Origin of the sequence: Ruegeria sp. HKCCD8929, assembly GCF_013031405.1 — a bacterium.
GTDB lineage: Bacteria > Pseudomonadota > Alphaproteobacteria > Rhodobacterales > Rhodobacteraceae > Ruegeria.
Genome location: NZ_WPZY01000005.1, coordinates 150,797 through 164,576, shown reverse-complemented (window position 1 = coordinate 164,576; position 13,780 = coordinate 150,797). Strand labels below are relative to the sequence as shown.

Annotated in this window: 14 protein-coding genes; 5 read left to right on the top strand and 9 right to left on the bottom strand. The window is 63.8% G+C overall.

Features of this window, described 5'->3' with window-relative positions:
• Positions 1 to 3: 3 nt before the first annotated feature.
• On the bottom strand, positions 4 to 2,019 hold the full coding sequence (locus GOX53_RS10140; RefSeq protein ID WP_171175910.1) for a M3 family metallopeptidase: 2,016 nt from the start codon (positions 2,017 to 2,019) through the stop codon (positions 4 to 6).
• Between the two features lie 143 nt (positions 2,020 to 2,162).
• On the opposite strand from GOX53_RS10140, the gene GOX53_RS10135 reads away from it, so the two are divergent.
• Positions 2,163 to 3,383 (top strand): PLP-dependent aspartate aminotransferase family protein, encoded by a 1,221-nt coding sequence (locus tag GOX53_RS10135; protein WP_171175908.1) that lies wholly within the window; start codon positions 2,163 to 2,165, stop codon positions 3,381 to 3,383.
• Positions 3,384 to 3,431: 48 nt separating this feature from the next.
• Here GOX53_RS10135 and GOX53_RS10130 read toward each other — a convergent pair whose 3' ends face one another.
• The 5 genes from GOX53_RS10130 to GOX53_RS10110 all read right to left on the bottom strand — a co-directional run bounded on the left by GOX53_RS10130 (position 3,432) and on the right by GOX53_RS10110 (position 7,948).
• Positions 3,432 to 4,475, bottom strand: coding sequence for a molybdopterin-synthase adenylyltransferase MoeB (locus GOX53_RS10130; RefSeq protein WP_171175906.1), 1,044 nt, complete (start codon positions 4,473 to 4,475; stop codon positions 3,432 to 3,434).
• On the bottom strand, positions 4,475 to 4,930 hold the full coding sequence (gene dut, locus GOX53_RS10125) for a dUTP diphosphatase (protein ID WP_171176210.1): 456 nt from the start codon (positions 4,928 to 4,930) through the stop codon (positions 4,475 to 4,477). Before dut ends, GOX53_RS10130 begins: the two co-directional genes overlap by 1 nt.
• Positions 4,931 to 4,968: 38 nt before the next feature.
• Positions 4,969 to 6,165, bottom strand: a complete 1,197-nt coding sequence (coaBC, locus tag GOX53_RS10120) for a bifunctional phosphopantothenoylcysteine decarboxylase/phosphopantothenate--cysteine ligase CoaBC (RefSeq protein ID WP_171175904.1) — start codon at positions 6,163 to 6,165, stop codon at positions 4,969 to 4,971.
• Between the two features lie 77 nt (positions 6,166 to 6,242).
• A complete protein-coding gene (locus tag GOX53_RS10115; RefSeq protein ID WP_171175902.1) occupies positions 6,243 to 7,073 on the bottom strand; it encodes a ChaN family lipoprotein in 831 nt (276 codons plus the stop codon).
• Positions 7,070 to 7,948, bottom strand: a complete 879-nt coding sequence (locus tag GOX53_RS10110; RefSeq protein ID WP_171175900.1) for an RNA polymerase factor sigma-32 — start codon at positions 7,946 to 7,948, stop codon at positions 7,070 to 7,072. The genes GOX53_RS10115 and GOX53_RS10110 overlap by 4 nt, the downstream gene beginning before the upstream one ends.
• 101 nt (positions 7,949 to 8,049) lie before the next feature.
• On the opposite strand from GOX53_RS10110, the gene cobU reads away from it, so the two are divergent.
• The 4 genes from cobU (at position 8,050) to GOX53_RS10090 (ending at position 11,517) form a co-directional block, all read left to right on the top strand.
• Positions 8,050 to 8,571 (top strand): bifunctional adenosylcobinamide kinase/adenosylcobinamide-phosphate guanylyltransferase, encoded by a 522-nt coding sequence (gene cobU, locus GOX53_RS10105; protein WP_171175898.1) that lies wholly within the window; start codon positions 8,050 to 8,052, stop codon positions 8,569 to 8,571.
• Positions 8,568 to 9,146, top strand: coding sequence for a histidine phosphatase family protein (locus GOX53_RS10100; RefSeq protein ID WP_171175896.1), 579 nt, complete (start codon positions 8,568 to 8,570; stop codon positions 9,144 to 9,146). Before cobU ends, GOX53_RS10100 begins: the two co-directional genes overlap by 4 nt.
• A gap of 59 nt (positions 9,147 to 9,205) precedes the next feature.
• Complete coding sequence (locus tag GOX53_RS10095; protein ID WP_171175894.1) at positions 9,206 to 9,904, top strand: glutathione S-transferase; 699 nt, start codon at positions 9,206 to 9,208, stop codon at positions 9,902 to 9,904.
• 98 nt (positions 9,905 to 10,002) lie between these two features.
• Positions 10,003 to 11,517 carry a YifB family Mg chelatase-like AAA ATPase gene (locus tag GOX53_RS10090; protein ID WP_171175892.1) on the top strand — a complete coding sequence of 505 codons (1,515 nt, stop codon included), beginning with the start codon at positions 10,003 to 10,005 and terminating at the stop codon, positions 11,515 to 11,517.
• On the opposite strand, the gene gshB is transcribed toward GOX53_RS10090, so the two are convergent.
• The 3 genes from gshB to rsmI all read right to left on the bottom strand — a co-directional run bounded on the left by gshB (position 11,514) and on the right by rsmI (position 13,738).
• Positions 11,514 to 12,446: a glutathione synthase gene (gshB, locus tag GOX53_RS10085; protein WP_171175890.1), complete on the bottom strand. Its 933-nt coding sequence runs from the start codon at positions 12,444 to 12,446 to the stop codon at positions 11,514 to 11,516. The two genes, GOX53_RS10090 and gshB, sit on opposite strands and share 4 nt — an antisense overlap.
• A 61-nt stretch (positions 12,447 to 12,507) precedes the next feature.
• Positions 12,508 to 12,879, bottom strand: coding sequence for a YraN family protein (locus GOX53_RS10080; protein WP_171175888.1), 372 nt, complete (start codon positions 12,877 to 12,879; stop codon positions 12,508 to 12,510).
• A gap of 1 nt (position 12,880) precedes the next feature.
• Positions 12,881 to 13,738 (bottom strand): 16S rRNA (cytidine(1402)-2'-O)-methyltransferase, encoded by an 858-nt coding sequence (gene rsmI, locus GOX53_RS10075; protein WP_254446526.1) that lies wholly within the window; start codon positions 13,736 to 13,738, stop codon positions 12,881 to 12,883.
• Positions 13,739 to 13,780: the final 42 nt, after the last annotated feature.

Here is a 13,780-nt window from a genome sequence, read left to right as displayed (position 1 = left end):
CGTTCAGGCCGCCACCAAACCGCGCCCCTTGAGCAGCGCTTCGACCCCCGGCAGGCGGCCGCGGAAGGCCAGATACAACTCTTCGGCCTTTTTCGAGCCGCCCGTCGAGAGAATGTTCTCTTCCAACGCCTTGGCCCGCTCAGGGTCGAATGCGCCGCCCACCTCTTCGAAAGCGGCGAAGGCGTCGGCGTCCATCACTTCGGACCACATGTAGCTGTAATAGCCCGAGCTGTAGCCGTCGCCCGCAAAGACATGCGCGAAATGCGGCGTCGCGTGGCGCATGCCGATGGCATGGGGCATACCGATTTCGGCCAGCACCTCGGCCTGTTTTGCCATCGGATCATCCGGCGCCGCGCCGTCATGGAAGGCGAGATCGACCAGCGCCGAGGCCACGTATTCCACCGTCTGGAAGCCCATGTCGAAATTGGCCGCCTTCAGCACCTTGTCCAGCATTTCCTTGGGCATCGGCGCGCCGGTCTCCGCATGGGTGGCAAACTCGGCCAGCACCTCTGGCACTTCCAGCCAGTGTTCGTAAAGCTGGCTCGGCAATTCCACGAAATCACGCGCCACGGAGGTGCCCGAGATGCTCTCATAAGTCACGTTCGACAGCATCTGGTGCAGCGCATGGCCGAATTCGTGGAACAGCGTGCGGGCGTCGTCATAGGAAAGCAGCGCCGGATCGCCCTTGGCGAAGTTGCAGACATTGATGACGATGGGCGCCTGGACCTTGGGGTATTTCGCCTGTTGCCGCATGGCTGAACACCACGCGCCCGAGCGCTTGGAGCCGCGCGCGAAATAGTCACCGATGAAGACGGCCACATGTTCGCCTTCGCGCGTCACCTCCCACGCCCGGCAATCGGGGTGGTAGAGGGGCACGTCGAGTGGCTTGAACTCTAGCCCGAACAGGCGGTTCGCGCAGGCAAATGAGGCTTCGATCATCCGGTCCAGTTGCAGGTACGGTTTCAGCGCCGCCTCATCGAGGTCATGCTCCGCCTTGCGCCGTTTCTCGGCATAGTGGCGCCAATCCCAAGCCTTGAGCGGGCCGTTTACGCCATCGGCCTGCATCATTTGGGTCAGCACCTGCGCATCGGCATCCGCCTGTGCCTTGGCGGGCTCCCACACCTGCATCAGCAGGTCGCGCACACGGTCAGGCGTGCCAGCCATCTCAGTTTCCAGCTTGTAGTCGGCGAAATTTGCATATCCCAGCAGCTTCGCCCGTTCCTCGCGCAGCGACAGGATTTCTGCGGCAATCGCCCGGTTGTCGGTCTCGCCGCCATTGGCCCCACGCGCGGTCCAGGCACGATAGGCCGTCTCGCGCAGGTCGCGGCGCGGGGAGAATTGCAGGAACGGCACGATCAGCGAACGAGACAGGGTGACGACGGGGCCGCCCGCGTCCTTTTCCTCACCAGCGGCGCGGGCGGCGTCGACGACGAAATCGGGCAGGCCGTCCAGATCACCTTCGTCGAGTTTCATAAACCAGTCACGCTCATCGGCCAGCAGGTTCTGGGTGAATTCGGTGCCGAGTATCGCCAACCGCGCCTTGATCTCTTTCATCCGCGCCTCATCCACTCCTTCCAGCGCCGCACCCGCGCGGACAAAGTTGCGGTGGGTCAGCATCAGCACCCGTTGCTGTTCCTCGGTTAGGTCAAGACTATCGAGCTGATCCCACACGGCAGCGATGCGCCGGAACATGGCCTTGTTGGCGGAAATCTCAGAGTAATGCGCCGCGAGTCTCGGCGAAAACTCCCGTTGCAACTCTTCCCGCTTCGGGTTGCTGTCGGCCCCGGCCACCGTGAAAAAGACCGACAGCACCTTGTCCAGATCCTCGCCGGCCGCCTCAAGCGCTTCGACCGTGTTGGCAAAGCTCGGCGGCTCAGCATCGCCCGCGATGGCGTCGATCTGCGCCGCATGGGCGGCCAGCGCCTGTTCCAGCGCGGGGGCGAAATCGTCGTCGTCGATCTGCGGGAAGGGGGCGATTTGGAACGGGGTCTGCCAGTCGGCGAGGGTCGGGTTGGTCATGCGTATCTCCTTTGCCGCACAAGCTAGGAGCGACCGCCGGAATGGTCCAGTGGCAGGCGTCGCAAATGCGCCATCGCTGTCGGGATGCCGCTTGCAAGCCAGACGCGTCCCGCGCAGGCTCTGGCGCAACGAGGAGACCTGAAATGACCCACACAAACCGCCCCGCCGGACCGATGACCACCGCCATTCACGCTGGCGAAGCCCCGGACCCGACCACGCAGGCCTCGGCCCCGCCGCTGCACATGAGTTCCACCTTCGTCACCGATCAGGTGGCCGGGTTCTCGGCCCATGATCTGGAGGACGGGGCCGACGGATATCTCTATACCCGCTGGGACAATCCGACCGTGGCGATGCTGGAAAAGAAGATCGCCGCGATGCAGGGGGCCGAGGCCTGTTTGTGCACCGCGTCGGGGATGGCGGCGGCCTCGGCCATCTTCTTCACCTTTCTTTCCGCGGGCGATCATGTGGTGGTTTCTGACGTCTCCTATGCCGGGGTGGCCGAGCTGGCACGGGACACCCTGCCCCGGATGGGGATCGAGGTGAGCGTCGTGAATATGAGCGATCTGGAGGCGGTGGCAGCAGCGATCCGGCCCAACACGCGGCTGATCCATACCGAGACGCCGGTGAACCCGATCGGGCGGCTGACCGATCTGGCGGCAGTGTCGAAACTGGCGCGCGAGGCCGGGGCGCTGCTGAGCTGCGATGCGACCTTTGCCTCGCCTCTAGGCATGGACGCTGTGGGGCTGGGGGCCGACCTGACGATGCATTCGATCACCAAATATATCGGCGGGCATGGCGATGCCTTGGGCGGCGCCGTGGCGGGGCGGGCCGATCTGATCGCGCGGATGCGTGCCGAAGCAGCGATCCATCACGGCGGCATCCTGTCGCCCTTCAACGCCTGGCTGATCGCGCGCGGGGCCTCGACCCTGCCCTTACGGATGAAGGCACATGAGGCGGGCGCACAGGAGGTGGCCGAGTGGCTGGAAGCCGATCCAAGGGTGACGCGGGTGATCTATCCCGGGCTCGCCTCGCATCCGCAGGCGGAACTGGCGGCGCGGCAGATGAAGAACAGATCGGGCATGATCTCGTTTCAAGTGGGCGATGCGGCGGCGGGCGAGCGCGTGGCGCAGCAGATGATCGACCGGTTGGAGGTGATCCACTATGCCGTGTCGCTGGGCCATCACCGCAGCCTGGTCTTCTGGATGGGGACTGAGGCGCTGATGGAAACCTCGTTCCGACTGGAGGGCGCGCAGTTGGAGGATTACCGCGCCTATGCGGGCGACGGGATTTTCCGATTGTCGGTGGGGCTCGAGGATGCCGAGGACCTGATCGCCGATCTGGACCGGACGTTGGGTGATCGTTGATATTGCTACGCCAAGTTCCGAACAGGAAGGCCGGGCATGTAAACCTGCTCACTCCCCACTACACACCGGACAGTCCACACGCCTCGACAGGGTGATCTTCCGGCTCTCCCCGTAAAGCGCGTCGTAGATCAGCATCTCTCCTTTCAGCACCGCGCCCGCACCGGTGATCAGCTTCACCGCTTCAACCGCCATCATCGAACCAACCACGCCCGGCAACGGCCCGATCACCCCGGCCTCGGAGCAGGATGGCGCCAGCCCCGGCGCGGGGGCTTCGGGAAAGATGCACTGATAGCAGGGGCCGGTATCGGCGGGGTGAAAGACGCTCAGTTGCCCCTCCCACTGTGCCAGCGCGCCCGAGATCAGCGGCTTGCCCTGCGCGACAGCCACGCGGTTGGCCAGATAGCGGCTGTCGAAATTATCGGTGCCGTCGAGGATCAGATCGTAATCGGCGAACAGGTCCGCGGCGATCTCCTCGGTCAGACGCCGGTGATAGGGGCGGACCACCACATTGGGGTTCTGCGCTTCCATCGCGGCCTGCGCCGAAAATACCTTGGGCAAACCGATATCCGCATCGCGGTGGATCACCTGCCGCTGCAGATTGGCATTCTCGACCACGTCATCGTCGATCACACCGATGGTACCCACCCCGGCTGCTGCGAGATATTGCAGCGCTGGCGCGCCAAGGCCGCCCGCGCCAATCACCAGCACTTTCGCCTGTTTCAGCCGCTTCTGCCCCGGCCCGCCTAGCTCACGCAGCACGATGTGCCGAGCATAACGCTCTAGTTCGGTGTCCGAGAACGTGCCGGGGTTCTTCGCTGAAGTCGCGGCCAGCTCAGGCCGGGCACGCGATTTCAGCCACGCCAGACCGCGCCCATACATTGCCCCCAGCCCGACGAACCCGGCCAGAATCAGCCACGGCGCCGGAGACTGGCCGGTCGCCTCGCGTATCGGATGACCATCCGGCAGCACCAGTTGCAGCGCCAGCACCACCAGAAAAATAGAGCCGACAAGCATCAACCGCGCCTGACGCGAGACACCCATCATCAGGCCAAGCCCCCAAAGGGCGCCCGCTATGACCAGAACCAGCAGCATCAACCCTGCCCGGTTGAGCCAAAACCGCCTACGCCGCGCGCTGTCTCACTCAGCCCCTCGGCCAATTCGAAGCGCGCCTGCAGCACCGGGGCGACCACTATCTGCGCGATCCTGTCGCCATGGGAAATCTCGAACGGCTCCTGCCCCGCATTCAGCACGATCACCCCCAACGGGCCGCGATAGTCGCTGTCGATGGTGCCAGGCGTGTTGGGCAGGGTGATCCCGTGCTTCAGCGCCAAACCAGAACGGGGTCGCACCTGCACCTCGAACCCTGCGGGAATCTCGATCCGCAACCCTGTGGGGATCAGCGCCCGCGCGCCGGGTTCCAGCACCATCGCTCCACGATCCGGAAAGTTCGCCCGCACATCAGCGCCTGCTGCGCCCGCCGATTCATACGACGGCAACGCCACACCGGGATCGGCCCCCTCATCACGGATCACACGGATTGCCACCATCTGCACGCCCCCGCTTCTTCTTGCTCAAAATACGCAAATCACGCCGTCAACGCCGCCGCGATCCTCTGGGCCAGACGCGCGGCAACCGCATCCTTGCCCATGCGCGGCCATTCCTCGGCACCATCATCCGAGATCAGGATCACCGCATTCTCGGACCCGCCCATGATGCCCGTCGCCGGGCTGACATCGTTGGCCACGATCCAGTCGCAGCCCTTGCGCGCCCTCTTTGCCGTGGCGTGCTCGATCACATCATTGGTCTCGGCAGCAAAGCCCATCACCAGGCCGGGCCGCCCCTCATCCATCTGCGCGACACGCTTGAGGATGTCCGGGTTCTCGGCAAATTCCAGCACCGGCAGCCCATCCGCGCTTTTCTTCAGCTTGCGGTCCGAGGCGCTGGCCACGCGCCAATCCGCCACCGCCGCCGCAAAGACGCCAGCATCCACGGGCAACGCGGCGTCGACCGCTTCGGACATCTCACGCGCGCTTTCCACCCGCACCACTCGCACGCCGTCAGGTGGCGGCACCTCGGCAGGGCCGGTGACAAACACCACTTCGGCCCCAAGCGCAGCCAGCGCCCGCGCCACTGCGGTGCCCTGTGCGCCTGACGAGCGGTTGGCGATGTAGCGCACCGGATCGATGGGCTCATGCGTCGGGCCCGAGGTCACCAGAATACGCTTGCCCTTCAGAAGGCCATCGCCGAGTTCGGTTTCGATAGCCGCGACGATCTCGAGCGGTTCGGACATGCGTCCCGGGCCGTATTCGCCGCAGGCCATGTCGCCCTCGTTGGGGCCGACGAAACGCACGCCATCGGCGGCCAGTTGTGTCCGGTTGCGCTGCGTCGCGGGGTGCTCCCACATGCGCACATTCATGGCAGGCGCGATCAGAACCGGCGTGTCGGTCGCCATCAGCAGGGTCGAGGCGAGATCACCTGCCAAACCCGCCACCATCTTGCCCATCAGGTCAGCCGTGGCTGGCGCCACCACCACCAGATCAGCAGACCGAGAGAGCTGGATATGGCCCATCTCGGCCTCGTCCGTCAGATCGAAAAGATCGCGATACGCTTTTTCGCCGGCCAGCGCCGCCACCGACAGGGGTGTCACGAATTCCTCGGCGGCCCGGGTCAGCACAGGTGTCACCGCAGCGCCCCGCTCGCGCAGGCGTCGGATCAGGTCCAGCGACTTGTAAGCCGCGATCCCGCCACCGATGATCAGCAAGATACGTTTCGACGCCAGCATGCCCGCCCTTTCCCGTTCCGGATCGCCCCGACATTAGGCAAGCGGCGCCCGTTGCGCCAGCGCATAATCCCCGGCAATCAGTCCTGCGGTGCAAAGGCCGCGCAGGGGTCTTCACGCTCGGCGGCGGGGCTGTCGACAACCGCGTCATAGTCACCATCGACCCGACCATCCTCGGACTGGCCCAGAACGAAAACCCTCAGGCCGGGCTCCAACCGCGCCAGATAGACCGGGACACCACGGTCCTTACGGGCATGACCGTTTCCGGTGATCACGGCGACAGGACCGCCGGTTTCCCGCATTGCCCGCAGCACCGCTCGCGCCAGCACCGCATCGCGTAGACGCTGGATTGCCACCATCTGAGGCAGCATCTCTTCGGGCAGCGCATTGCAATGGGCGATCTGCTGATCCGCCTCGCGCGCGGCCTGCTCCTCGGGCACAAGGGGGACCGTAAGCCCGTAGCGCGCCGCATCCGCGCCAAGCGCCGTGGCGGCGCCGGTCTCCATCGCTGCGCGTGCCGCAGCGCGGGGCACCAATGCGCCATAAAGCGGCGCATCGGGAGCTGCCCGGAAGATCGGCAGATACATGGCAAGCGGCGGCCAGCCCAACTCGGCCCAGCGCACGGCGGCCGCCAACTTGTCGGGCTCGGAGATCAGGGTGGCATTCACCCGTCCCGCGCCTTCCTCGGTCAGCATCTCCCAGACGATGGCCTTGGGCTGCATTTCGGCCACCATCGCGGCCTGAACCTGGTGATGGTGCGGGTTGTCATGCACTTCGCCCAGGATCACCACATCCGCCGCCAACGCCTGCTCGGCCACGTCCGCCGGTACATTCTCATCCGCAAAGGCCGCCCGGAGCGAGGCGGCCCAAAGCGCCATCGCGGCGCATACCAGAATGGTCATGTTTCTCATACGAGGAACTGTTGCACCTCGCGCGATTGCGCTTCAAGGTTCTTGCGCATCTTGGCAAACGCAGCGGCCTCAAGTTGACGCACCCGTTCCTTGGAGAGGCCAAGTTCCTGACCCAGACTTTCCAGTGTACGCGGCTTGTCACGCAGTTTCCTCTCACGCACGATGAACCGCTCGCGGTCGTTAAGGGCCCGCATCGCGATCAACAGCCATTCCCGCAACTGCGCCCTGTCGTGCCGGTTCTCGACCTTTTCCGCGGCCTGCACGCTTTCATCTTCAAGCGCGTCAATCCATTCACGGCCATCCTCATCCGCCGCCTGCACGGCGTTCAGCGAGAAATCCGAGCCCGAAAGCCGCCCTTCCATCATCTCGACATCGCGCAGGGGCACACCGATCTCAGAGGCAATCATCTGGTGCAGCTGGTGTCGGTCCAACTCCAACCCATCGGCAGCGGCCTCACGCTCCAGCCGAGCCTGCACCCGGCGCATGTTGAAAAACAGCGATTTCTGCGATGACGTGGATCCTGTGCGCACCATTGACCAGTTGCGCATCACATAGTCCTGAATGCTGGCCTTGATCCACCAGACCGCATAGGTCGAGAAGCGCACCCCGCGATCTGGATCGAACTTGTCAGCAGCCTTCATAAGGCCCAGACCGGCCTCCTGAATCAGATCGTTCATCGGCGCGCCGTAGCGCTTGAACTTTGCCGCCATGGAAATCGCCAACCGCATGTAAGCGGTGATCAGCCGGTGCAACGCCTGTTCATCCCGCTCATCGCGCCAGGCATAGGCCAGCCGCAACTCGGTCTCGGCATCCAGCAGTTCCGCCTTCATCGCCTGTCGCGACATGGACAGGTCTCGTGGATGGTCCAGTGCCATAAAATGCTCCCCAAAAGCCAGGCATTTGCCGGCCTTGTCATGCGCAATTACTGCCGATACGCAGAACAATAACCGGGTGGATCACCAGAAAGGTAATAAAAGTGCATCCCAATTTAACCTTAATTCTTGGCGGCGCAGCATCCGGAAAATCCGCATTTGCCGAACAACTGGTTGTATCAACTGGAAAATCCCGAGTTTATGTCGCCACATCACAAGTGTTTGATGACGAGATGCGCCAAAAGATTGAGCAACATATTGCACAAAGAGGCGCCGATTGGACGACGATCGAGGCGCCTCTGGATCTGGGCCCGGCCCTTTCGGGACTGGAGTCGGATCACATCTGCCTGATCGACTGCGTCACCATGTGGCTCAGCAATCATCTGCTCGCCGACAGCGATCTGGACACGGCGCGCGCCGGGTTGCAGCGCGCCCTGCGCACCTGCGCGGCGCAGTTGGTGGTGGTCTCGAACGAGGTTGGCCACGGTATCGTCCCCGAAAACGCACTGGCGCGGCGGTTTCGCGAGGCGCAGGGGCGGCTGAACATTGCCCTGGCGGCTGAGGCCGATCTGGTGGTGCAGGTCACCGCCGGCCTGCCACTGGTGCTGAAAGGGGAACTACCGTGACCCGCCTGCATCTGGTCCGCCATGGCCCGACCCACGCAAAATCCATGGTGGGCTGGTCCGACCTGCCCGCCGACCTGAGCGACCATGCGGCAATTGCGCGCCTGTCTGCGCACCTACCCGACCCTGCGCTGGTCATCTCGTCCGATCTGTGCCGCGCCGCTGACACTGCGACGGCCGTTCAGGGCACCCGCACCCGCCTGCCGCACCGACCCGACCTGCGCGAGATCAACTTTGGCACGTGGGAACTGCGTCGCTATGCCGAGATCGAGGCCGAAGACCCCGTACTGGCCCGCGCCTACTGGGGCTATCCGGGCGAGGTCCGCCCGCCAAACGGCGAAAGCTGGAACGAGGTCTGTGCCCGCGTCGATGCCGCCATCGACGCGTTGATCCGCGACCACGCCGGACATGACGTGATCGTCATCGCCCATTTCGGCGTCATACTGTCTCAGGTCCAACGCGCGCTGCGCTTGACGGCGGAAGAAGCATTCTCGCATCGCATCGACAACCTCTCTGTAACCGAGATCACCCGGCTTGAGGACACTTGGACCGTGGGTCGGATCAATCACTGCCCGTGATCGGCACCCGCACAAAAGACCGTTTTACCAAGGCGCGCATCCCCGCCTAGCGTCTGTGCATGACCTACGACCTCTATATCGGTGACCGCCTGTTCTCGAGTTGGTCGCTCCGCGGCTGGCTGATGCTCGAGAAATTCGGCATCCCCTACCGCACCCACATGATCGGCCTCTATTCCGGAACCATGGCGCAGGACATGGCGGCACTCGCGCCCGCCCGGCTGGTACCCACGCTGCGACTGCCCGACGGCACCGTCGTCGGCGAAAGTCTCGCCATGGCCGAAACGCTGGCCGAGCGCCATCCAGAGGCTGGGCTCTGGCCCACAGCCCCCGCAGCCCGCGCCACTGCCCGCTGGCTCTGCGCCGAGATGGTCGCCGGATTCACCGCCCTGCGCAGCGAATGCCCGATGCAACTCGCGCGCCGCTACCGGGATTTCAGCCCGGCACCCGATACCCGCATCGATCTCGCCCGCATCGAAATCCTCTGGGCCCATGCACGACACCTGTCAGGCGCATTATCTGGCCCGCTCTTCGGTGCGTACTCTCTGGCGGATGTGTTCTACACGCCTGTTGCCGCACGGATTGTCGGATACGGATTGCCGGTCTCGAATGAAAACCGCGCCTATTGCGAGATGCTTCTGGGCGACTCTGCCGTCGAGGCATGGCGTCGGGAGGCACTGAAGGTCACCTACGATCCGTTCCCCTACGAATTGAACCTACCCTTCGATCACTGGCCCAGCCCGGTTGCTTCTTCTTGCTGAAAATACGTAAATCCCAACGCCGCCGCCCGCGCGGCGTTAACCCTTCCTAAACCACGGCCACGCTAGCAATCCCCTGTTAACCAAAAAACAGGACAGCCATGGTCGCCCGCGCCTACACCGTCGCATTCCAAGGGGTCGAGGCCCGCCCGGTCGAGGTGCAGTGCGCCGTCACCCCCGGCCTGCCCGCCTTTTCCATCGTGGGCCTACCGGACAAGGCTGTGTCCGAAGCCCGCGACCGGGTGCGCAGCGCGCTGAGCGCCATGGCGATCGCCCTGCCCTCCAAGCGGATCACCATCAATCTCTCACCCGCCGACTTGCCGAAGGAGGGTAGTCATTTTGACCTGCCCATCGCGCTGGCCCTGCTCGCCGCGCTCGAAATCGTGCCCGCCGAGGCCGCCGAAAAAACGCTGGCTCTGGGCGAGCTTTCCCTCGACGGCTCGCTGATCCCGGTGATCGGCGCCCTGCCCTCGGCCATGACCGCCGCTGCCGAAGACCGGGTTCTGCTCTGTCCCAAAGCCTCCAGCGCCGAGGCCGCCTGGGTCGAGGCCACGACCGTGATCGGCGCCGACACGCTCGGCGCAGTCGTCCGCCACTATTCCGGCCAAGCTCCTCTGGCGGCAGCACAAGCGGGCGAAATTCACACCGACCCTTTCGAAAAGGACCTGCGGGATGTGAAGGGACAGGAGCGAGCAAAACGTGCGCTCGAGATTGCCGCCGCCGGCCGCCACCACCTGATCATGATCGGCACGCCGGGCTCGGGCAAGTCCATGCTCGCCGCCCGCATCCCCGGCATCCTGCCGCCGCTCACCGCCGCCGAGGCGCTCGATACCTCGATGATCCACTCTCTGTGCGGGCTGCTGGACGAAGGTGGCATCAGCCGGACCCGCCCGTTTCGGGACCCGCATCACACGGCATCGATGGCCTCCATTGTCGGAGGTGGGAAGGGGGCCAAACCGGGCGAAATCTCACTGGCCCATAATGGCGTCCTGTTCATGGACGAGTTCCCGGAATTCCCACGCACTGTTCTGGAAACCTTGCGCCAACCCATCGAGACCGGGGAAATCATGGTGTCGCGCGCCAATGCCCACGTAAACTACCCCTGCCGCTTCATGCTGGTTGCCGCCGCCAACCCTTGCAAATGCGGCTACCTGACCAATCCGGCCCGAGCCTGCTCCCGCGCGCCCAATTGTGGCGAGGACTATCTGGGTCGCATCTCCGGCCCCCTGATGGACCGGTTCGACCTCCGGCTGGAGGTGCCGCCGGTCGAATTCACGGATCTGGATTTACCGTCATCCGGGGACAGCTCAGAAACCGTGGCGGCCCGGGTTGCGGCTGCTCGCAATGTTCAGATGGAAAGGTTTCGAGAGCATATCGGCATCTCCCAGAATGCCGATGCCGAAGGCAAAGTGCTCGAGGAAATCGCCTCGCCCGACGCGGAAGGCAAAGAGTTGCTGCTCAAGGCCGCCGACCGGTTCGGCCTGTCGGCCCGCGCCTATCACCGTATCCTGCGGGTGGCCCGCACCATCGCCGACCTTGAAGGCTCAGCACATGTCTGCCGGCCGCATGTGGCCGAAGCCCTAAGCTTTCGCATCAGCGCCCGGGTCATGGCTTAGAGCTTGGCCTCTATGGCCTGCCAGATCTTCTCGGCGACATTGACGCCGTTGAAGCGCTCCAACTCCTGAATGCCGGTGGGCGAGGTCACGTTGATCTCGGTCAGGTAGTCACCGATCACGTCGATACCAACGAAAACCTGCCCCTTCTCCTTGAGCAGTGGCCCGATAGCGGCACAAATCTCCAGATCGCGTGCGCTCAGCCCGATCTTTTCCGGCCGCCCGCCCACATGCATGTTCGAGCGTGTCTCACCCTCTGCCGGTATCCGGTTGATCGCCCCCACCGGCTCACCATCCACCAGAATGATCCGCTTGTCGCCATTGCGCACGTCGGGCAGGAATTTCTGCACGATCAGCGGCTCACGCGAAAACCCGGTGAACAGCTCATGCAGCGAGGTCAGGTTGCGGTCGTTGGCATCCAGTCGGAACACACCCGCGCCGCCATTGCCGTAGAGCGGTTTTAAAATGACGTCGCCATGCTTGGCCTTGAACGCCTTGATGGTCTCGAGATCGCGGGCAACCGTGGTGGGCGGGGTCAGGTCCGGGAAGTCCAGAACCAGCAGCTTTTCGGGATAGTTTCGCACCCAGAAGGGGTCGTTCACCACCAGCGTCTGGCCCTGCAGCCGGTCCAGCAGATGGGTCGAGGTGATGTAATGCATGTCAAAGGGCGGGTCCTGCCGCAACCAGACCACGTCAAATTCAGCCAGATCCACTTCACGCACCTGTCCCAGTACCGCCGGATTGCCGGTCACACGCTGCACGGTCATGTCCCGCCCGCTTGCCGTGATCCGCCCCTCCTGATATGCCAAGTGATCGGGTCCGTAAAAGAACAGCTCATGCCCGCGCGCCTGCGCCTCCTCCGCAAGACGAAACGAGCTGTCGGCATTGATGTCCACGGCCCCGATCGGGTCCATCTGAAAGGCGATCTTCATGGTGCGTCCCTCTGTCGATTGCCCGATACATGGCGCAGGCAGACCGAGGGTTCAATGGCGATCAGCCGTGGCCAAAGGCATTCTCGACAATTTGAATCGCGCCCGAGGCGTCTACCAAAGCCACATCGAACCGCGCATTGGTTAGCGATCCGTCAGGTTCTTCGGAAAGAAATTGTTCGGCTGATGCGTAGATGCGGTTCATCTGCTGGGTACTCAGGCGCTCTGCCGCCTGTGCGAAATTCCGGCTTTTCTTGACCTCGACAAACACCACACCCTGCGCGTCGCGGGTGATCAGGTCGATTTCACCGCCCACGCCACGCCAGCGGCGGCGTGCAATTGTAAAACCGCGCCGTTCATAGTCCTGCGCGATGCGGTGTTCCGCCGCCGCACCGGAATGGTAAGCCACTGAACCCTTGGTGGATCGCGTATTCATGTCAGCCCTTTCCCAGTTTCAAGGCCCGCTGATAGATAGGACGGCGGGGCATCCCGTACATTTTCGACACCAGATCCGCTGCATCCCGGACCGAATGGGTTTTCAGCGCCGTCTCCAAAGCTTCTTCTATGTCAGAATCACTAACGCCTTGTGAACGGGCGCGATCCACCAAAACGACGATCTCTCCTTTCACGGTTGCGCTCCGCATCTCTTCGGCCAGTTCCTGCAGCGATCCGCGCCGGATTTCCTCGAATTTCTTGGTCAGCTCCCGGCAGAGCGCGGCCTGCCGCTCACCGCCCAGCGTGGCGGCCATGTCGGTCAGGCAGGCAGAAATCCGCTTGGGGGATTCATAAAATACCAACGTCCCCGGCACGCTGCTGAGTGCCTCAAGTCGGGTGCGGCGGGCATTGGTGGCGTTGGGCAGGAAACCCGCGAAAAAGAACGCATCCGTGGGCAGCCCGGCCAGCGTCAGGGCTGTCAAGACGGCGGACGGTCCCGGTGCGCAGGTCACCACAAATCCCGCCTCCGAGGCCTGTCGGCCAAGATCATATCCGGGATCCGCGATCAGAGGCATCCCGGCTTCGGAGGCATAAGCAACGGACTGACCTTGCGAAAGTGCGCCCAGAATCCGCGCGCGCGCGCCTGCGCCGCTGTGGTCGTGATAGGCGAGCATTCGCCGCCCATCAAGCGGAACGCCGTGGATATCCATCAGACGCCGCAGGCTGCGGGTGTCCTCGGCTGCGATCACATCCGCCGAGGCAAGGATATCCAGCGCCCGCAACGTGATGTCGCGGGCCGTGCCGATCGGTGTCGCCACAAAGTAAAGCCCCGCGGGCAGTGAGACCTTATGGAAATTCAATACTGGACCCCCCATGCATGACGTTTATTATCGCAGCCCGAC